Here is a 19,155-nt window from a genome sequence, read left to right on the forward strand (position 1 = left end):
GATCAGCGTCGGCAGTGGCTGTTCCGGCTCGAAGTGGGGACGGTTGGCCAGCACCTTTTCCCACAGCGCACGGATCGCCTCCCGGCCCACCGTCTGATCGCCGGGTGGGTAAGCCATCACCGCATCCTCTTCGTAGAGTGCGGCGACCCCGGCCGCGTCACCGGCGTTGGATCGTTCGACGAACAAGCGGGTGATGTCTTCGGGCCGCATTGCCTTCTCGTACTCCGGCACGAGTTCCTCCTGACGTCGGGCTTCAGCGCTTCCCAGCCTGGCCATCCACCGATCAGAAGTCCAACAGATGTATTTGCTGGAAGTTAGAATTACCAGTCATGGAACTGAGGCAGCTGGAATACTTCGTCGCAGTCGCCGAAGAGCAGAACTTCACCCGGGCAGCCGAGCGGGTGCACATCAGCCAGTCCGGCGTCAGTGCCCAGATCCGGCAGTTGGAACGTGAACTCGGTGCCGAGTTGTTCGACCGGTCGGCGCGCACCGCCACCCTCACTGTCGCGGGAAGGGCCGCGCTCGAACACGCCCGCGCCGCGCTCGCCGCAGCTGGGGCGGTCGGCCAGGCCGTGGGTGAGGTCACCGACCTGATTCGGGGTCGGATCACGGTCGGGATGGTCACGGGCTGTACCGTCACGCCGCTGTTCGACGCCCTCGCTGCGTTCCACCAGGCGCATCCCGGTGTGGAGATCTCACTGCTGGAGGGCAACTCCGATCGGCTCGTCGAGGGGGTGCGCGCCGGCACCATCGACCTGGCTCTCATCGGGACCGCAACCGCAACCCCTGACGGGCTGGACGCGCTGACGATCATCAGGGAGCGGCTCGTCGTAGCAGTTCCGGCCGGGCACCCCTTGGCGAGACTGCGTCGGGTCACTCTGCGCGACCTGATCGCCTACCCGATCGTGTGCATGCCACCCGGCACCGGCCTGCGCACGGTCTTCGACCATGCCTGCGCCGCACAGAGCCTCCAGCCCACGATCGCGCTGCAAGCCAGCGCCGCGGACGCTATTGCCGACCTCGCCGCCCGCGGACTCGCCGTCGCCGTCCTCAGCAACTCGATGGCCGCGAGCTACCGCGACCGGCTCACCGCCCGCACCATCGACGACATCGAAACACCAGCATTGCTCGCCCTGATCTGGAAGAGCACGCACAGCCCCGCCGTGCGTGAGTTGCTCGTACACAGCCGGCGAGCATTCGCCAATCCCGACCCTGCTGAAGAGCTGTCCCGTAGCTGCCGGTCGCGGTGAGCCCGTAACACCGACCGACGGTCAGCCGAAGACGAGGTCGACGTCCTTCTCGATGCAGAGCCGCAGGACGACCACCAACTGGCGGACGTCGTCGATGTGACGTCGGAGGAGCGGCTCCATGCTTCCCTCTTGCGACTGGCCGGCGATCTCCTGCAGGCGGGGCAGGATCGCGGCGCACTGGGCAGGCGTGAGGTCGGGGCCGTCGTCGGGATGGTTGAGGAGTGGTGCCAGGGTGGTGGGGACACTGTTCCAGGGGCGCTGTCCACCGAAGCCGTGCATCTCGTCGAGTGCGAACCCCTCAGCCTGCGCCAGCCACCGCCGGAACACTCCGAAGCCGGTGTAGGACCAGGACACGTCCGGGCTGCTGGTGTCGTCGTCTCCTGGGAACAGAACGAGCCCCACGATTTCCTCCTCGTTGACCGAGCACAGGATCGGCCTCAGGAAAGGGCGACGGCAACTGACATGATCTCGCCGTGGCTGGTGTGATCACGGTGTCTGAGCCGTCCTGGACAGGTCCGTTCACCGGGTTGAGCCCGCGTCAGTTCGGCAAGCTGATCACCGCGCTGCGTCGGGAAGGCGCGGTCGCGATCGAGGTGACCGTGTTCCGGCGGTCGGCCGAGGCCGGGACCGCGGGCGCGGGCTCGAGCGGCGTCCAGGCCCTCGTTGGGGAGAATCTCGTCCATGACCACCTCACCGCACCCTCACCCTCTCGTCGGCCGCGCCCGGCAGCTCGCCCACGATCTCCTCGTCCCGCAGGCGGAGCGGGTCGACCAGGAGGGCCTGCCTGTTGGTCATGTGCAGGAGGTCAGGCGGTCCGGGCTGCTCGGGGTGAGCGCGCCCGAGGCGTACGGCGGTGCGGGTGCGCCGGCCGCGGTGGCGCGGGAGGTCCAGGAGATCCTGGCCGGGGCGTGCTGCTCGACCTGGTTCGTGCAGACACAGCACCACACGCCCGTCCGGCTGCTGGCGAAGTCCGAACTTCCCGTGCGGGAGCGGCTGTTGCGTCCACTGGCGACCGGCGAGCTGCTGTCCGGCATCGCGTACGCGCACGTCCGCGCCTTCCCCCGCGTCCCGGTACGGGCCACAGCCGTCCGGGGCGGCTGGCGCTTCGACGGCACCGTGCCCTGGTACACGGGCTGGGGCCTGAACGACGTGATGCTGCTGGCGGGCGTGACCGACTCGGCCGAGCTGGTGTTCGCCTTCGCCGACACCCGCGAGCAGCCGGGGCTGCACCCGTCGCCGCCGATACGGCTGGCGGCGCTGACCGCCGCCCGGACGGTGTCCCTGGAGCTGGACGGCCTGTGGCTGCCGGAGGAGTCGGTGGTGCTGCGCACGCCCCAGGAGAAGTTCGCCCTCGTGGACGTGGCGCGCAGCACCAACACCTCGCCGGCCGTCTTCGGGATCGCGTACGCCGCGCTGGACCTGCTCGAGAGCGACTCGGACGCACGGAAGACGGCCCTGTCCCTGCGGTCCCGTCTCGACGAGGTACGGGAGCGGGCGTACGCCCTGGCCGACCACCCGGCCCCGCAGGAGCACGTCGACGAGCGGCTGGCGCTCAAGACGCGGGCGTACGACCTCCTGCGTGCGGCCACGACCGCCGCGATCGTGGTCGGCGGCGGCCGTTCCATGAGCCTGGACAGCCGCGCCCAGCGGCTCGCCCGTGAGGGCATGTTCCTGCTGGTGCAAGGCCAGACGGCGGAGGTACGGCGGGCCCACCTCGACGCGCTGGCCTCGGTCTAGCGCGCGAACGGCACCCGCAGGGGGGAACTGCGCCTCCCGCAGCCCGCGTTGAGCGATCTCACCGGGCGACCGAGAGCGTTCAGTCCTCCTCGCCGGCCGGCACCACCACGAGGAACGCGTCCGACTTCAGGTCCATCACGACCGTCGCGGGCTCACCCTCGGCGCGCAGCGCCGCCGCGTACTCCTCGGCCGGCCACGATCCGCGCGGAGCCCCCGCCGGAAACCGCTCCAACACCTTCGCGCCCATAGCGGCAGGCACCTCCCAATTGGTTCATCCGGCCGGCTCATCCGGTTGTGCATCGTGAAGTTCTTGAAGGAACAACTCCCGTACGGTTCGCCTGCCCCGGATCCGCGCGCCCATGTGCAGACGGGCGGACTCCACGCCACCGGCTGTCGACGAGGGTGACGAGGCCGGACGCTTCCTCACCCCCCGGAGGATTTCTTCAAAGACAGCTCCTCGTTCATCGCCGCGAGGAAGCGCAGCGCCACCGCGAGTTCGGGCTCGCTGAAACGGGTTCGGGCGGCCGGCGTCGCCTCGGCGAGCGGACGCAGGTAGGAGCGGGCGTCGGCTGCGCAGTGCAGACGGGCCACCCGGCGGTCGCTGCTGTGCCGGACCCGGCGAATGTGCCCGGCCCGCTCCAGCCGCTCCACGCACGCGCTGACGGCCCCTGAGGTGAGTCCGAGGTGTCTGCGCAGCCGCCCCGGGGTCATCGGCTCGTCGGCGTCCAGGATCGCCGTGAGCGCCTGGACGTCGGTGGAGTGCAGGCCGTCGTCGCCCGCGAAGCGGTGGACCAGACGGTTGATCTCGGCGCTCATCCGCCGCAGCTGCACGGCGATGGTGTGCGGGTCGATGCGCGCGGGGCCCGCCGACGGCTTCCGTAGCAGCGCCGCCTGCCGCTGCCGGTCGTGTGCTGTGGTCACAAGATCAGCGTATGGATATCTCCGGATCCGGCATCCGGGCCGCCGCCAAGCGGGGCAGCCGGGGCGGCCCTCTGACCTCTACACATAAAGGCTGAATAAGCGCAAAATAAACCTACGCGGCGCTTACCGCATACCGCACCAGACGCGGTCAGGCCTGCACAGTCAAAGGAGACCAGTCATGGCCAACGTCTCCCCCACCAGAGGTGACATAACCAGCCACCCTGATGCATCCGAAATGCGGGCACGGTACGCCCGTATGCTCGGCGGTCGTGATGTGGCGCTCGTGGACGGACCGGTGTTCCTGCTCGGTCTGTACTGCGCCGCATCCCCGTGGATACTCCACTACACCACCAGCCAGCCCGCGCTCGTGACCCACAACCTGATCGTCGGGCTCGCGATCGCCCTGCTGGCACTCGGGTTCACCAGGGCTCCGGAACGTATGTACGGCCTCAGCTGGGCCATGTGCGCGCTGGGCGTGTGGATGATCATCTCGCCGTGGATCGTCGGCGAGAGCCCGGACGCCGGCGTCGTCTGGAACAACATCGTCATCGGCGCCCTGGCCGTGATCCTGGGACTCGTGTGCGCCGGTACGGCGGCGAGGAGCGCCCCCAGGCCGTAGGAGACGTCGGGAAGGGAGATCCGGAACGGCCGGTTCGCAACGTGGCGGACCGGCCGTTCCCCGTCCGCTCAGCGGTTCGGCACCAGCCACGGCTCCTCGGGCAGCGGGCTGCCGGTCTCCAGGAGGGACTTGAGGTTGGACAGCACGGCCGCCCAGCCGGACGCCGTGTCGGCGCGCTCAGCCTCGTCGGCGAGGTTCTCGTGGGTGACGGTGAGTCGGACGATGTCGCCGTGCGGCTGGATGTCGAAGGTGACGCGGGAGTGTTTGTCCGCGTCGGATTCGTCCTCGGGCGCGGCCCAGGTGGTGACCAGGCGGGTCGGACGCTCGCTCTCGGTGACGGTGCCGACCACGTCGGCGATGCCGGAGCCGTCCGTACGGACGTGCTCCCAGCGTGATCCCGGCTGCCAGTCGGAGACGTTGCTGTGGCCCCAGTAGGCGGCGGTGAGGTCGGCGTCGGTGAGCGCGTCCCAGACCTTCTCGGGCGTGCTCGCGATGTACGTGACGTACACGAATGTGGGCTTGTCGGTCATGGCTTCCTCGGCTCGTCGCTTCACGGCACCGAGCGCGCTGAGGCGCGGGCGCTCGAACTTGTCGATCCACCGCTCCTGGATCTCGTGGAGCGGGACCGGGTTGAGGTAGTGCAGCTTCTCCCGCCCCCGCCGCACCGTGCTGACCAGGTTGGCGGCCTCCAGGACGGCCAGATGCTGTGTCACCGACTGGCGTGCCATGTCGATGCGCTCGCAGAGCTCTCCCAGCGTCTGCCCGTTCCGCTCGTGCAGCCGGTCCAGCAGCCGTCTGCGGGTGTCGTCGGCCAACGCCTTGAAGACCCTGTCCATCCCTGAGTCGTCCTCTGATCGCACACTCAACGTTATGCAGGTAATTACCTGCATGTCAACGTCGGGCGGTCACCCACGACGGGGCCCCGAGCCTCAGCGCGGTGCTGACGGAGCGGAGTGGCTTCGTCTCCGGCGGGCACATGGAGAGCAGCGGGGCCCGACAAGAGGGGCGGAGATGGAGATCTCGAGCATCATCAGTGCCATCGTCATCGGCATCATCATCGGTGTGCTGGGGCGGCTCGTCGTACCAGGCCGCCAGCGCATAGGAATCCTGTGGACGATCCTCGTCGGCATCGCGGCCGCACTCGTCGGCACGGCGATCGCCGGCGCCCTCGACGTGGCCGACACCGACGGCGTCGACTGGGTCGAGTGGCTCATCCAGATCGGCCTCGCCGCACTGGGCGTCGCCGCACTGGACCGGGCACGGGCACGTCGCTGACCCGGAGGAGGCTCATCCCTCAGCCTCGGTCGGGCCCGGCGGGCGGCCCTGCTCCTGCACGCTCTCCCGCCGGCGGCCGTCGCCCCGGCCACGGTTGTGTCGGCGCCGTTTCCGGCCGTGCGCGGGCGGACGTACGCTGCGAGCCGGCGATCATGTCGGCATGATGGCCGTACGCCGGAAGGAGGGCCGCACGTCATGGTGGAGAACGCCGAGCTGCCGTATCTGCGTCGTTGTGTGGAGCTGGCGACGGAGGCGCTCGATGCCGGGGACGAGCCGTTCGGGTCGGTGCTGGTCGGCGCGGACGGCGCCGTGCTCGCCGAGGACCACAACCGGGTGGCCTCCGGTGACCGCACCCGCCACCCGGAGTTCGAGCTGGCGCGCTGGGCCGCGGCCCATATGACGCCGGAGCAGCGGGCGGCCGCGACCGTGTACACGTCCGGCGAGCACTGCCCGATGTGCGCGGCCGCCCACGCCTGGGTGGGCCTCGGCCGCATCGTGTACGTGGCGTCCTCGCAGCAACTCTCCGCCTGGATGGCCGAGTTGGGCGTGCCGACGCCTCCGGTGCGGACACTGCCGGTGAACGAGGTGGCGCCCGGTGTGCTGGTGGACGGCCCGGTACCGGAACTGGCCGACGAGGTGCAGGCGCTGCACCGGCGGTTCCATCGGCGCTGAGCATCGCGCCGGTCCGTGAGCCGGACATGCGTCTACAGGCTCACGGACCGGGCGTGGGACGAGAACGCCCCGGTCAGCGCCCCCCTTGGACGCGGGAGCGCCGGTACAGCACCGCCCCGCCCAGGACCAGTGCCGCGGCTCCGACGGCGGCGGGCAGGGTCGCGTCCGCTCCCGTCTCGGCGAGGGCCGTGGTGGGCGGTGGGGCGTACGGCGCCGGCTTCGGTGCCGGGTGCGCCTTGGGCGGGGTGGACGGCCTCGGCTCGGGCGCCGGGCGGTCGCCGGGCGTGTTCACGGACTCGTTGCCGACGGCCGAGTTGCCGACGCCGACGACGTTCACGGTGTTGCCGCTGACGTTGACCGGGAGGTCGACCGGCAGCTGCACGCCGTTGCCGGAGAGCACTCCCGGCGAATCGTTTGCGCTGCTCTCTGCGGTCGCGCCGCCACTCCCTGCTTCCCCGCGCGCCGGGCGCTGCTCGTCCGCACCGCTGTCGTTGGCGCAGCGGTTGCCCGCGGCGGGGTTGAGGAGGCCCACCACGTTCACCGTGTTCCCGCACACGTTCACCGGCACATGCACCGGGAGCTGAACGGTGTTGCCGGCGATCAGGCCGGGCGAGCCGGCCGTGGCGCCGTGCGCCCCGGAGTCGGCGTGCGCCGGCAGCGTCACGGCCATCGCGCCCGAGGCGGCCGCGACGGCGATCACACCGTTTCGGGTAACCCGTCTCATAGGTTCCCTGCCTTCCAGACTTGGTCGCGGGCACTCGCCCGCACCGGATAAAACGCAGGCGAACCATCCGAGTTATGGCTTATCTGCCTTTCACCCCATCGAGTGGCAGGGTTGTCGAACTAGCAGTAAAACCGTCCGAAGCCTCCGTCGCCTCCGGCCCGGAACCGAGGCGGCGCAGGGTACGGCACTCCGGCCGGTCCCGCTCGCCCGGAGGCGTCTCCTCCGGCATCCGCCTATCGTGAGCGAGGGTGCCGTTCACCCGTCCGCAACGGGGCGCCCCTGGAGGCATCGATGCTGGCCAAGCTGTCACTGCGGCACACGGTCCGGCGCTGGACGCTCGCCGGAGCGGTCGGCCTGGCGCTGCTGGGCGCCGGGCTGCCGGCGACGACTGCCGAGGACCGCGCCCAGCCCGATCTGACCCGGTTCTACCGCCAGAAGATCACCTGGACGGCGTGCGACGGCGCGGAGACGTCCACGGACCTGCAGTGCGGGAAGGTCACCGTGCCCCTCGACTACGCGCGCCCCGGCAGGGGAACGCTCGAACTGGCCCTGGCCCGCTACCGGGCGACCGGCGACAAGCGCGGCTCGGTGGTGCTGAACTTCGGCGGTCCGGGCGGCGCGGGCGTCACCGAACTCGCCTACAGCGTCGACGACTTCATGGGCCTGACCGACGGCTACGACGTGGTGAGCTTCGACCCGCGCGGCGTCGGCCGGTCCTCCCCGGTCAGCTGCGGCGACGGCTCGTACGAGGACTCCGCCGTCCTGCAGGAGACCGACGCGGCGCTGCGTGATCCGCAGTCCGTGCTCCGGCAGTTGAAGAAGACGGCCGACGAGTGTGCCAAGCACTCCGGGCCCGTCCTCCCGTACATCGGCACGGTGAACGCCTCGCGGGACCTGGACGTCATACGCGACGCGCTCGGCGACAACAAGCTCAACTACCTGGGTTTCTCCTACGGAACCCGCCTGGGCGCGGTGTATGCGGCGCAGTTCCCCGACAAGGTGGGGCGGCTGGCGCTGGACGGGGTGGACACGCTGACCGAACCGCTGACCCAGCAGGGTGTGGCGGGTGCCAAGGGTCAGCAGACTGCACTGGAGGACTTCCTCGACTGGTGCGTGCAGGACATCGCCTGCCCGTTCGGACAGGACCCGCGCGGCGCACGGGAGGACGTCGAGCGACTCGTCCGCTCCATGGACGAGGATCCCGTACCGAGCGCGTTCAGCGGCAAGTTCACCGGCCAGGACCTGGTGGTCGCCCTCAGTCAGGGGCTGTACAGCAGGAACCTGTGGCCGTCGCTGGAGCGTGCCCTCGCCTCGCTGGTCGAGGACGGCGAAACGCACGGTGTCGAGGCCTTCGCCACCGGCGGCTTCGCTCCTCCCGGCAGCCCGGAGCCGCGCCCGGAGACCACCCCGGCCGGCGACGGCGGCCTGGCCGACGAGGAGGACGTCCCCCTCGACAACCTCCCGGCGGCGCTCATGGCGATCAACTGCGCGGACGATCCCGATCGCCCCACGGCCCAGCAGGTCACCAGAGAGCTCGGCCGGCTGCGCGCCGCGTACGAGGAGGCATCACCGGTCTTCGGCCAGCACCGGCTCACCCAGGTACTCATGTGCTACGGCCGTCCCAAGGGCACCGACTTCATCCGCAACGAGGTCAAGGACATCGACACGCCCAGGATGCTGCTCGTCGGCACGCGCGGCGACCCGGCGACGCCGTACCGCTGGACCACGCAGACGGCGAAGCGGCTGGGCCCGTCGGCCGTGGTGCTCGACAACAAGGGCGAGGGCCACACCGGGTACGCGTCGTCCACCTGCGTGCAGCGCAAGGTCGATGCCTTCCTGCTGTACGGCTCCCTGCCGGCGAGCGGCAGCTCCTGCGGCCCCGAGAGCCCCGAGGACGGCGAGGACGGCGAATGAGGGCCGCACGGCGCGACGCACTCGCACCAAATGCCCGATACGTGAATCGGTCCTATGGTTCTGTCATGGAGCACGCACTCAGTCCCACGACCCTCGCCGAGCTGCGCCGCCCGCGCCCCTACCCGGCGGTGTCCGTGCTGACGCCGACGCACCGGCGCGAGCCCTACCACGAGCAGGACCGGGTCCGGCTGCGCAATGTGGTGGCCGAGGCCAAGAAGCAGCTGGAGTCCGATCCCGCGGTCACCCGGGAGCGGCGCGCCGATGTCGTGGCGCAGCTCGACCAGGCCCTCACGGAGGTCGACCTGACATATGCCGACGACGGCCTGGTGATCTACGCTGCGCCGGGTGAGCACCAGGTGTGGTCGCTCACTCGCACCGTGCCCGAACGCGTGGTGCTCTCGGACACCTTCCTCACCCGCAACCTGGTCTCCGCACAGGCCTCCGAGCGGCCGTTCTGGGTGCTGTCGGTCTCGGTCGACCGCGCCGCCCTCTGGAACGGCGGCGCCGGCCGCGTCACCGAGGAGCGCACCGGCGGCTTTCCGCTGACCAGGCGCGCCGACAACTTCGATCCCGAGCGGATGGAGCAGATCGGCGACATGCCGAGCACGTACCGCGACGAGGGCACCCGCCACTTCCTGCGCGATGTCGACACGGCGATGGGCGCGGTGCTGCGCGAGAGCCCGCGCCCGCTGTACGTGACCGGTGAGCAGGCCGCCCTGTCCTGTCTGGACGAGGTGGGCGACGCCGCCAGGCGCGCGGTGCACGTCCCGCACGGCGGCCTCACGCACAGCACCCCGGACGCCGTCTGGCAGGCCGTGCGGCCGGTGCTCGACGCCGAAGCCCTGCGGACGGTCGAGGCCGTGGCCAAGGAACTCGAAGCGGCCCGTGGGCGCAAGGAGTTCGCGGCCGGCGTCGACGAGGTCTGGCAGAACGCCCGGCAGGCCCGGGTGCGGCTGCTGGCCGTCGAGGAGAACTTCCGGGTGACCGTGCGCGACGACGGCGCCCACCTGGTCCCCGCGTCGAGCGACGACCTCGACGCCCGCGAGGACATCGTGGACGAGATCGTCGAGCAGTGTCTGGAGACCGGCGCCGAGGTCCGCTTCGTCCCCGACGGCGCGCTGGGCGACGCGAACGGGATCGCCGGCGTGCTGCGCTACTGACGGCACCCGCGCGCTGCCCCTTACGCTACGCCGGGACAGTCGGCGACGAGGGAGTGCGCACGTGGGTGACCTGCTGGGCGTGGCAGTACTGGGCGCGGGACACATGGGAGCCGACCACATACGGCGGCTCGACCAGGTGGTGAGCGGCGCCAGGGTCGCCGCCGTGGCCGATCCCGACACCGCCCGGGCCAAGGAGGCGGCGGCCGGAATCGACGGGGTCTCGGTGCACGCGGAGGCAGAGGCCGCCCTGGGCGCCCCCGGCGTCGCAGCCGTGCTGATCGCCTCCCCCGACCCGGCACACGAGGAGGCCCTGCTCGCGGCCTACGCGCGCGGGCTTCCGGTGCTGTGCGAGAAGCCCCTGGGCCCCGACTCCGCGGGTGCGCTGCGCGTACTGGAGGCTGAGGCGCGGCTCGGGCGGCGGCTGACGCAGACCGGGTTCATGCGGCGCTACGACGCCGAGTACCGGCAGCTGAAGTCCCTGCTGGACAGTGGCCGGTTGGGGCGTCCGCTGATGTTGCACTGCACCCACCGCAACGTCTCCTCGCCGCCGGGCTTCACCAGCGCGATGCTGGTCAGCAGCTCCGTCTCGCACGAGATCGACGCGGCACGCTGGCTGCTCGGGCAGGAGGTGACGGCGGTGACCGTGCTGCGCCCCAGGTCCTCCGCACACGCCCCCGCCGGCCTGCTCGACCCGCAGTTCGTGCTGTTCGAGACCTCGGCCGGCGCCCTGGTCGACGTCGAGGTCTTCGTCAACTGCGGCTTTGGCTACCAGGTGCGCTGCGAGGCCGTGTGCGAGGCGGGCAGCGCCCGGATCGGCGACGGGCACACCATGGTCGTCACGGCGGAGGGCGGCGCCCGCGAGGAGGTGCCGCAGGACTACCTGGTGCGGTTCGCGGACGCCTATGACCGTGAGGTGCAGGCCTGGGTCGACGCCACCCGGCAGGGCCGGGTCACCGGCCCCGGCGCCTGGGACGGTTACGTCGCCTCCGCGGTCGCCGAGGCCGGCGTCCGGGCGCTGGAGAGCGGGCACCGCACGACGGTCGAGCTCGCCCCGCGCCCGCAGCTGTACGCGGGCGTCGACCGGTAGGCTCACCCACCTCGAACACATGCGCATCGAACGCGCGAATGACCGCGACAGAAAACGTCGGACGGTCCGTCAAGTCGCGTACGCAGTCTACGACTTGCCCCATGCGGCGACGTACGCCCCACCTACGCCGGAACCACTCCGTGAAGACTGTGGCATATGCCGGAAGCACCACCGTATCGTGTGTTGCCAAATCCCTTACAGGGCGTCGCGGGCTGTGCAACAGTCATAACGGTCCCTCCGTCAGCCTTGGTCGTACCGTCCCCCTCATCGGAGTGCGTCATGCCGTCCCATCTCTCTGCGGACCGCCCCGCCGCCCAGCCGCCAGGACGCGGCCCGGTCGACGCGCTGATATCGCAGACGCGGCGGCTCAAGGGCGACGTGAACGCCGTACGGCGGGAGGCGCAGAGCGACGAATCGGACCCGCAGGACCGCTGGCAGCGCGCGCTCTACGACCTCGCCCTGCACCAACTCAACGATCTCGACGAGCACTTGGCACAGCTGCGGGACGGACCCCCGCCCCCGCCCCCGACCGCCGAACCGGCCGCCGCGGAGCCGCCCGCCGCCTCACGGCGCGGCTCGCTGCTCAGCCGGGTCGGCAGTGCGGAGTGGAATCTGCTGACCGACGAAGCCAGTTGGTCCGGAGAGCTGTACGAGATCCTCGGCCGCGACCCCGCCGCTCCCCCGCTCACCCTCGACGAGCTGCCCTCGCTGGTGCTCGACGCGGACCGGCCCAAGCTGACGGCGATGGTCACGGACTGTCTGGTCGACGCCAAGCGCATCGACGGCGAGTTCCAGATCGTGCGCCCGGACGGCGAGGTCCGGACCGTGCACATGATGGGCGAGCCCGTGCTCGACACTGACGGCAGCACCGCCTCGATGTGGGCCGTACTGCGGGACGTCAGCGAACTGCGCCGCAGCCAGCAGGCGGTCAGCGAGACCCGTGACTCGCTGCAGCGCCACCGGCACCGCGCACAGACCGAGCACCGGCTTGCGGTCGAGCTGCAGGAGGCCGTGCTACCGCCGTGGCGCGGCGCCCTGCGGCTCCCGCACCAGGGCCCGCGAAGCCTGGACCTGGCCGCCCGCTATCTGCCGTCGTCGACCAGCGCGCTGGTGGGCGGCGACTGGTACGACGCGCTCGAACTGCCGGGCGGCGAGACGCTGCTGAGCGTCGGCGACCTCACCGGACACGGAGTCACCGTGACATCGGGCATGGCGATGCTGCTCGGCGCGCTGCGCGGCATGGCGATGGCGGGCACCCGGCCGGGCCAGTTGATGGCCTGGCTCAACCAGCTGCTGGACACCACCGTCCAGCCGGCCCTGGGCAGCGCCGTCTGCTGCCGCTACCGCCCCGAGACCCGCACCCTGGTCTGGGCGCAGGCAGGACACCCCGCCCCGCTGCTGTTCCGCAACGGGACGGGGCGCAGGCTGAACACGCCGGACGGCGTCCTGCTCGGCGCGACCTCGGGTGCCACCTACGGCGAGGCCGAGGAGACCCTCGAGGCGGGCGACCTGATCCTGCTGCACACCGACGGGCTGACGCCCGGGCGAGGGGAGTCGCCCGGAACGGCCGCCGTGCACCGCCTCCTCGGCCTGGCCCCGCGCTTCGCCGAGGCGCACACCGCGCAGGACTGCGTACGGACGGTCATGGAGGAGTTCGGCGAGTCGGAACGCGAGGACGACGCCTGCGTGCTCATCGCCAGGGTTACGTCATAACGGCCGCCGGACTACACCTGTGAGCTGTTGCCGCCCTTGCCCTTCGCCTTGGGCAGCGCCAGTTTGATCTCCTCTCGCAGTTCCTGGATCTTCGGGTAGCCGGCGTACTCGGCGGTGAGCCGGTACATCTGGCGCAACCGGTCCCAGGTGCGGTGGGAGGAGTTCGATCCCATCGACACCAGGGCGAGGCGTGCGTACCGGTCCGCCTGTTCGGGGTCGTCCGCGATGAAGCAGGCGGAGGCCATGGACAGGAAGTCGAAGATCTTCGAGCGCTGCCGTCCGTCGATCCTCAGGGCGAGGGCCTTCTCCGCGAAGTGCTGGGCGTGCACGGCCGCGCCCGGCTCGAACTCGGCCAGCGTGCGGTAGGCCAGGGCCTGCATGCCGTACAGGTCTTCCTCCTTGAACGTCTGCATCCAGCTCGGCGGTGGCACGTCGCCCTTGTCGGAGACGAAGAGGTCCTCCGCCTGCCCCAGGGTGCGGCGCATGGCCTGTCCCTTGCCCATCGACGCCTGTGCCCAGGCCTCGATGGTGTGGAGCATCGCCCGGGTGCGGGGCAGCACCTGTTCGCCGGAGCCGGACTTGGCCAGCTTCATCAGGTCGAGCGCGTCGTCGGGCCGGCCCAGGTGCACCATCTGGCGGGCCGCTCGGGAGAGCGCCTCGCCGGCCCTGGGCCGGTCGCCGCCCTCGCGCGCGGCATGGGCGGCGATGACGAAGTACTTCTGGGCCGTGGGCTCCAGGCCGACGTCGTGCGACATCCAGCCCGCGAGGACGGCGAGGTTGGCGGCGACGCCCCACAGGCGCCGCTGCAGATGGGGTGGGTGACGGTAGGCGAGCATGCCGCCCACCTCGTTGAGCTGGCCCACGACCGCCTTGCGTTGCAGCCCGCCGCCGCGGGCCGCGTCCCAGGCACGGAACACCTCGACCGAGCGCTCCAGTTCCTCGATCTCCTGGGACCCGATGGGGGCGGCCTCATAGCGGTCGAACCCGACGGGGTCGGCGTGCAGGGGGTCGGTGTGCAAGGGGTTGTCGAGGTGGGGAGCGTCGGCGGTCAGGGCCGGATCGGTGTGCAGCCACTCGTACATGGCGCTGCTGAGTGCGGATCCCGCGGCGAGCGCGGCACCCGCGCCCACCAAGCCGCGTCGGTTGAGCATGAGGTCCATTCCCGTGAATTCGGTGAGGACCGCGGCGGTCCGTTCGGGCGCCCACGGCACACCGTCGGGATGTTCCACACTCCCGCCGTCCTGCCGTTTCCCCGTACGCCCGTGCCGGACCAGACCGAGGTCCTCAATGGTCACGACACGGCCGAGACGCTCGGTGAACAGGGCCGCCAGCACCCGCGGCACGGGATCGCGCGGGATCTCTCCCATGTCGATCCACCGCCGCACCCGCGAGGTGTCGGTCGCCAGCTGGGGGTGGCCCATGGCCGCCGCCTGCTTGTTGACCAGCCTCGCGAGCTCTCCCTTGGACCAGCCGGCCAGGCCGAACAGGTCCGCAAGGCGGGTGTTGGGTTCTCCGCTCACATCAAGCCCCCAGGTTCTCGGCTGAGTTGACAGTAGCCCGGTGAGAGTTGCCGGGCGACTATTCGCCAGGGTTCGCCAGGGCACGCCAGATGGTGTGCCACTGCACATCGGGTGTCAGGTAGGAACGCGCCACCCCGACCCGGTCGCCTTCTAGATACGGCTGGTGCATTCCCCAGGGTGCACCCGGGCATCCGGGCCGGGTGGCGCAATGACGTCGCAGGCACACGAAGGGATCTGTCTCGCCCATGTACGCAGCATCGTCCTCCGTGTCCGCCCCGCCCCGGCCGCTGCGCCCGCGTCCCCCGGCTCCCGCCTCCCCCAGGCCGGGTGAGGCGCCCCTGTCGGGCGGCGGCGGCCCCTACCTCGCCCCGGCGCGCCCGCCGGCCCCCGTGCTCGGTGCCGGCCGGTCGCGGCGCCCGGCGGGGCTCGGCACCCAACCGCTCAGCGGGAGACTCGACCTGTCCGGCCCTCAGGGCGCCCAGCTGCGTACGGCGATCGCCTCGGTGCACCGGATCTGCCCGGAGTTCGCGCCGGTGCAGGTGCTGCGGCGCAGCGGACGGTCGGTGCTGGTGGTCGGCACGACAGGACGCAGTACGGCCGTCGCCAAGTGTTTACTGGACCACTCCCCGGCCTGGGCCGAGCGGATCCGGCACGAGATAGCGGCCTACCGCTCGTTCGTCCGGCACCGCCCACCGGTGCGGGTGCCGCGGCTGATCGCGGCGGACCCGGACAACTGCACGCTGGTGATCGAGCGGATGCCGGGACGGGCGGCAGCACTCCAGCGGCACCCGGCGGAGGCGCCACCGCGCGCCGACATCCGGGCGGCGCTGGGCGCGATCTGCCGACTGAACGCCTGGCGCCCGCCGGCCGGGACGTTCGACGCTCCGCTGGACTACGCGGCCCGTATCTCCCGGTACCACGAGCTGGGTCTGCTCACCGACCGGGACATGGGTGACCTGCAGAAGCTGCTGCACGGCATCGCGCTCGCCGCAGGCCGGCAGGGCATGGGGCAGTTCTGCCACGGCGACGCGCTGCTGTCGAACATCCTGGTCTCCCCCGCGGGTCCGGTGCTGGTGGACTGGGAGCACGCGGGCTGGTATCTGCCGGGCTACGACCTGGCCGTCCTGTGGTCGGTGCTCGGCGACGCGCCGGTGGCGCGGCGGCACATCAGCCAGATCGCCCAGTCCGCGGGCCCCGCCTCACGGGACGCGTTCCTGGTGAACCTGATGCTCGTACTGACCCGTGAGATCCGTACGTACGAGACGGCCGTGCAGCGTTCGATGCACGACGCGACCCCGGCGGCACCGGGAGTGGCCCAACCGGGTGCTGCGCCGTCCGGCGAGGAGCAGCGGCTGCTGCTGCGGCGGCTGCACGACGACTGCCAGCTGGCCCGGCGGGCCGTGCGCGCGGCCGTCGGCACTCGCTGACGGGGATGACGGACCGCGGTGCGTTTCGCAGACAGCGGCGCACCGCGGTCGTCGTCGTGCCGGGATCAGGACCATTGGTGTACGCCACTGACGCCCCGCAGGCCCGCAGGCCCCCGCCACGAAACTCCTCGCACCCCGCCCTGACATGGGAAATCGCCTCCTGGGCGGCATGATTGACGGATCGTCGGAGAGCCGGTACCACTGACACGCCCGGCCCCGCACGGCTCATCGCGCCCGACCGCCACAGGAGGCTGCTTTGCGAGGATCCGCCACCGACCCCACCCGAGCCGCCGGGCCGAGACGCGTACGCCGGGCCGTCGGCGCCGTGGCCTCGGCGGCGCTGCTGCTGCCGCTGCTCGGTGCAGCCCCGTCCGAAGCCGGGTCGGCCGGCCGACTGCAGCAGGCGTTCGCCGCGGCGGCCGCCGAGTACGACGTGCCGCAGAGCGTGCTGCTCGGCGTCTCCTATCTCCAGTCCCGTTGGGACGGGCACGGCGGTGCGGCGAGCGTGACCGGCGGCTACGGCCCGATGCATCTCACCGACGCCCGCACGGCCCTCGCCACGGCGCCGCCGCATCACAGCGAGGGCACCGAGGACCCGCGCGGCGACAGCGCCCGCCCGCCGTTGCTCCCCGACGTGGAGCTGCCTCAGGACGCCGAACTCCCGGCCCGTCTGCGGACGTTGACCAGGGCGGCGGAGCTGACCGGTATGAGTGCCGAGGAGTTGCGCACCGACCCCGCGGCGAATGTGGCGGGCGGGGCCGCGCTGCTCGCCGCCGCGCAGCAGGAGCTGGGCGAGCCGCTGAGCGAGGATCCGGCTCAGTGGTACGGGGCGGTGGCCCGTTTCTCGGGCGCGGACGACACCGCGACGGCGGCGGCGTACGCGGGCGACGTGTACGACGTCATCCGCACCGGCGAGGAACGCTTCACCGACTCCGGACAGCGTATCTCCCTGGCCGCGCAGCCGGACCTCGCCCCGGACACCGGGCAGTTGAGCCGGACGGGCCTGCGCCGGGCCGCCGCCGAGGGCACCGAGTGCCCGGCGACCGTGTCCTGTGAGTGGATCCCGGCGCCGTACGAGGAGTTCGGGGAAGGCGACTACGGCAACCACGACCTGGGTGAGCGACCGGCGTCGCAGAGCATCGAGTACATCATCGTGCACGACACGGAGGGTGCCTGGGAGGGCGTCCTCGACCTGGTGCAGGATCCCACCTACGTCTCCTGGCAGTACTCCCTGCGCTCCACGGACGGCCACATCGCCCAGCACGTCAAGGCGAAGGACGTGGCGTGGCACGCGGGCAACTGGTACGTCAACGCCAAGTCGATCGGCCTGGAGCACGAGGGCTTCCTCGCCTCGCCGGACGCCTGGTACACGGAGGCGATGTACCGCTCGTCGGCCCGCCTGGTGAGGTATCTCGCCAGGAAGTACGGCATTCCGCTGGACCGGCAGCACATCCTCGGCCACGACAACGTGCCCGGCCCGACCACGTCGACGGTTCCGGGCATGCACACGGACCCGGGTCCGTACTGGGACTGGCAGCACTACTTCACGCTGCTCGGCCGGCCCTTCGGCCCCACCGCCGGGGCGGGCAGCGGCATGGTGACGATCCTTCCGGACTACGCCTCGAACCGGCCGGCGTTCACGGGCTGTGCGTCCGCGGGCACACCGTGCGCGGTGCACGGTTCGAGCGCGGTACGGCTGCACTCGGGGCCCGGCGAGGACTATCCGCTGGTCAAGGACATCGGCCTGCGCCCGGGCGGCGGGGACTCGACGATCGGCGTCAACGACATCGGATCACGGGTCTCCACCGGCCAGCAGTATGCGGCGGCGGGCCGCGAGGGCGACTGGACGGCGATCTGGTATCTGGGCCAGAAGGCCTGGTTCAAGAACCCGAAGAAGGCCCCGACGGCGGTGCCGGCGAAGGGTCTCGTCGTCACGCCCAAGGACGGCCTGGAGAGCGTTCCGGTGTACGGCCGCGCCTACCCGGAGGCGGCCGCCTACCCGGTGGGAGTGCCAGCCCAGGCGGTGTCCCCGCTGTCGTACCGGCTGCTCAAGGGGCAGAAGTACGTCGTCGGTGACAAGGTGCCCGGCGAGTACTACTACGCGGTCACCTTCGCGACCGACGCGCACCAGGTCGTGGTGGGCGAGGACCTGTACTACGAGATCCAGTTCGGTCACCGGGTGGCGTTCGTGCGGGCCGCCGACGTGACGGTGTCGTCGGCGACGTAGGCCTCAGCCCTGCTGGAACAGCTCCGCGGGCAGCGGCTTCAGCAGGGTGTACAGGTCGTCGGTGATGGGGCGGTCCCAGGCGGCGATGGTGACCAGGACGTTGTCGCTGCGGTCGAACTGCACGCAGGAGATCCGGCTCTCGGAGAGCTTCAGACGGCGCACGATGAGGAGGTTGTCGCCCTGCATCACCGGCACGTCCTCGGTGCCGACGACGGTCACCTCCTCGTCGTTCTCCAGGGCCAGCAGCAGCTGCGCCACCTCGAAGGGGATCTGCCCCTCGGCGACCTCGCGGGCCGGGGAGCCCTCCGGCAGATTGCCGATGATCATCGCGGGACCTCGGCCGCCGAACAGGTCGTAGCGCAGGAACACGCCCTGGCAGGTGCCGTCGGGGGCGGGCAGCAGGCCCGCGCCCAGATTGCCGGGCCAGTCGCCCGGGTCCATGGCCAGCACGTCGAAGTCGGGCCCTGCGGGGGTGGCGCTGCGGCGGCGGAGGAACGACATGCCGCCATGGTACGTGCCCGCAGGTCGTCGGCGTCGGGTGGGCGGCCGCACGTGCGGCGTTCGTGCAGGCCTACGCGGGCTTCCGGTGCCGTTCGTGGTGTCGGGCGACGCGGGCGCGGTTGCCGCAGGACGGTGTGCACCATTCCTGGCGCGGGTGCTCCTTGAGGAAGTAGCGCACACAGCGCGGGGCGTGGCAGGCGCGCAGCCGCTGCCGGTCGGGGCTCGCGAGGAAGGCGACGGCGGCCTGTGCGAGCACCGCGGTGAGCTCCGGGTCGCCGTGCACGGCCTGCCGGTGCAGGGCGGGGTCGGCGTCGTCCGGCCAGTGCAGGACGGGGACGGTGGGTGTGCGGGCGGCCGCGGCGTTGAGGCGGGCGAGAGCTTCGGGCACGGGCAGCAGGCGGGCCACGT

General features: G+C 71.3%; 20 protein-coding genes and 1 pseudogene. 12 read left to right on the forward strand and 9 right to left on the reverse strand.

Features of this window, described 5'->3' with window-relative positions; translation table 11 throughout:
• Nucleotides 1-231 (reverse strand): YybH family protein (locus ACTWQJ_RS23845; RefSeq protein ID WP_443308630.1); only part of this gene is annotated, 231 nt, incomplete at its 3' end.
• Between the two features lie 98 nt (nucleotides 232-329).
• Here ACTWQJ_RS23845 and ACTWQJ_RS23850 point away from each other — a divergent pair.
• The gene (locus ACTWQJ_RS23850) at nucleotides 330-1,250 is read left to right on the forward strand and encodes a LysR family transcriptional regulator (RefSeq protein WP_443308631.1); all 921 of its coding nucleotides are present in this window, start codon (nucleotides 330-332) and stop codon (nucleotides 1,248-1,250) included.
• A 21-nt stretch (nucleotides 1,251-1,271) separates the two neighbouring features.
• Here ACTWQJ_RS23850 and ACTWQJ_RS23855 read toward each other — a convergent pair whose 3' ends face one another.
• A complete protein-coding gene (locus ACTWQJ_RS23855) occupies nucleotides 1,272-1,652 on the reverse strand; it encodes a hypothetical protein (RefSeq protein WP_443308632.1) in 381 nt (126 codons plus the stop codon).
• Nucleotides 1,653-1,723: 71 nt separating this feature from the next.
• Between ACTWQJ_RS23855 and ACTWQJ_RS23860 the strand changes: the two are divergent.
• Nucleotides 1,724-1,840, forward strand: a pseudogene (locus tag ACTWQJ_RS23860) (IS5/IS1182 family transposase); the annotation flags it as partial.
• A gap of 91 nt (nucleotides 1,841-1,931) precedes the next feature.
• Nucleotides 1,932-2,987: an acyl-CoA dehydrogenase family protein gene (locus ACTWQJ_RS23865; protein WP_443308633.1), complete on the forward strand. Its 1,056-nt coding sequence runs from the start codon at nucleotides 1,932-1,934 to the stop codon at nucleotides 2,985-2,987.
• A 79-nt stretch (nucleotides 2,988-3,066) separates the two neighbouring features.
• On the opposite strand, the gene ACTWQJ_RS23870 is transcribed toward ACTWQJ_RS23865, so the two are convergent.
• The gene (locus tag ACTWQJ_RS23870; RefSeq protein ID WP_224735432.1) at nucleotides 3,067-3,234 is read right to left on the reverse strand and encodes a hypothetical protein; all 168 of its coding nucleotides are present in this window, start codon (nucleotides 3,232-3,234) and stop codon (nucleotides 3,067-3,069) included.
• Between the two features lie 176 nt (nucleotides 3,235-3,410).
• Nucleotides 3,411-3,908: a MarR family winged helix-turn-helix transcriptional regulator gene (locus ACTWQJ_RS23875; protein WP_443308634.1), complete on the reverse strand. Its 498-nt coding sequence runs from the start codon at nucleotides 3,906-3,908 to the stop codon at nucleotides 3,411-3,413.
• 178 nt (nucleotides 3,909-4,086) lie between these two features.
• Here ACTWQJ_RS23875 and ACTWQJ_RS23880 point away from each other — a divergent pair, with 178 nt between their 5' ends.
• On the forward strand, nucleotides 4,087-4,527 hold the full coding sequence (locus ACTWQJ_RS23880; protein ID WP_129797725.1) for an SPW repeat protein: 441 nt from the start codon (nucleotides 4,087-4,089) through the stop codon (nucleotides 4,525-4,527).
• 68 nt (nucleotides 4,528-4,595) lie between these two features.
• Here ACTWQJ_RS23880 and ACTWQJ_RS23885 read toward each other — a convergent pair whose 3' ends face one another.
• Complete coding sequence (locus ACTWQJ_RS23885; protein WP_443308635.1) at nucleotides 4,596-5,363, reverse strand: ArsR/SmtB family transcription factor; 768 nt, start codon at nucleotides 5,361-5,363, stop codon at nucleotides 4,596-4,598.
• A gap of 175 nt (nucleotides 5,364-5,538) precedes the next feature.
• On the opposite strand from ACTWQJ_RS23885, the gene ACTWQJ_RS23890 reads away from it, so the two are divergent.
• Together ACTWQJ_RS23890 and ACTWQJ_RS23895 are read left to right on the forward strand one after the other, a co-directional pair.
• Complete coding sequence (locus tag ACTWQJ_RS23890; protein WP_409474198.1) at nucleotides 5,539-5,802, forward strand: GlsB/YeaQ/YmgE family stress response membrane protein; 264 nt, start codon at nucleotides 5,539-5,541, stop codon at nucleotides 5,800-5,802.
• Nucleotides 5,803-5,997: 195 nt separating this feature from the next.
• Entirely contained in the window at nucleotides 5,998-6,474 is a 477-nt protein-coding gene (locus ACTWQJ_RS23895) for a nucleoside deaminase (protein ID WP_443308636.1), read from the forward strand.
• 73 nt (nucleotides 6,475-6,547) lie between these two features.
• Here ACTWQJ_RS23895 and ACTWQJ_RS23900 read toward each other — a convergent pair whose 3' ends face one another.
• Nucleotides 6,548-7,198, reverse strand: coding sequence for a chaplin (locus tag ACTWQJ_RS23900; protein WP_443308637.1), 651 nt, complete (start codon nucleotides 7,196-7,198; stop codon nucleotides 6,548-6,550).
• Between the two features lie 291 nt (nucleotides 7,199-7,489).
• Between ACTWQJ_RS23900 and ACTWQJ_RS23905 the strand changes: the two genes are divergently transcribed.
• The 4 genes from ACTWQJ_RS23905 (at nucleotide 7,490) to ACTWQJ_RS23920 (ending at nucleotide 13,072) form a co-directional block, all read left to right on the forward strand.
• Complete coding sequence (locus tag ACTWQJ_RS23905; protein WP_443308638.1) at nucleotides 7,490-9,112, forward strand: alpha/beta hydrolase; 1,623 nt, start codon at nucleotides 7,490-7,492, stop codon at nucleotides 9,110-9,112.
• Nucleotides 9,113-9,177: 65 nt separating this feature from the next.
• Nucleotides 9,178-10,272, forward strand: a complete 1,095-nt coding sequence (locus ACTWQJ_RS23910; RefSeq protein WP_443308639.1) for a baeRF3 domain-containing protein — start codon at nucleotides 9,178-9,180, stop codon at nucleotides 10,270-10,272.
• Nucleotides 10,273-10,333: 61 nt separating this feature from the next.
• A complete protein-coding gene (locus ACTWQJ_RS23915; protein WP_443308640.1) occupies nucleotides 10,334-11,359 on the forward strand; it encodes a Gfo/Idh/MocA family protein in 1,026 nt (341 codons plus the stop codon).
• 279 nt (nucleotides 11,360-11,638) lie between these two features.
• Nucleotides 11,639-13,072: a PP2C family protein-serine/threonine phosphatase gene (locus ACTWQJ_RS23920; RefSeq protein ID WP_443308641.1), complete on the forward strand. Its 1,434-nt coding sequence runs from the start codon at nucleotides 11,639-11,641 to the stop codon at nucleotides 13,070-13,072.
• Nucleotides 13,073-13,083: 11 nt separating this feature from the next.
• Here the strand turns inward: ACTWQJ_RS23920 and ACTWQJ_RS23925 are convergent, their stop codons facing one another.
• Nucleotides 13,084-14,592 (reverse strand): DNA-binding protein NsdB, encoded by a 1,509-nt coding sequence (locus tag ACTWQJ_RS23925; RefSeq protein WP_443308642.1) that lies wholly within the window; start codon nucleotides 14,590-14,592, stop codon nucleotides 13,084-13,086.
• A gap of 245 nt (nucleotides 14,593-14,837) precedes the next feature.
• Between ACTWQJ_RS23925 and ACTWQJ_RS23930 the strand changes: the two genes are divergently transcribed.
• Both ACTWQJ_RS23930 and ACTWQJ_RS23935 read left to right on the forward strand, forming a co-directional pair.
• Complete coding sequence (locus tag ACTWQJ_RS23930) at nucleotides 14,838-16,019, forward strand: aminoglycoside phosphotransferase family protein (RefSeq protein ID WP_443308643.1); 1,182 nt, start codon at nucleotides 14,838-14,840, stop codon at nucleotides 16,017-16,019.
• Nucleotides 16,020-16,275: 256 nt separating this feature from the next.
• On the forward strand, nucleotides 16,276-18,246 hold the full coding sequence (locus ACTWQJ_RS23935) for an N-acetylmuramoyl-L-alanine amidase (RefSeq protein WP_443308644.1): 1,971 nt from the start codon (nucleotides 16,276-16,278) through the stop codon (nucleotides 18,244-18,246).
• A gap of 3 nt (nucleotides 18,247-18,249) precedes the next feature.
• On the opposite strand, the gene ACTWQJ_RS23940 is transcribed toward ACTWQJ_RS23935, so the two are convergent.
• Both ACTWQJ_RS23940 and ACTWQJ_RS23945 read right to left on the reverse strand, forming a co-directional pair.
• Complete coding sequence (locus ACTWQJ_RS23940) at nucleotides 18,250-18,747, reverse strand: hypothetical protein (RefSeq protein WP_443308645.1); 498 nt, start codon at nucleotides 18,745-18,747, stop codon at nucleotides 18,250-18,252.
• Between the two features lie 70 nt (nucleotides 18,748-18,817).
• A partial coding sequence (locus ACTWQJ_RS23945; RefSeq protein ID WP_443308646.1) for a CGNR zinc finger domain-containing protein occupies nucleotides 18,818-19,155 on the reverse strand: 338 nt, incomplete at its 5' end.

It is taken from the genome of Streptomyces sp. KR55, assembly GCF_052245645.1.
GTDB lineage: Bacteria > Actinomycetota > Actinomycetes > Streptomycetales > Streptomycetaceae > Streptomyces > Streptomyces flavusporus.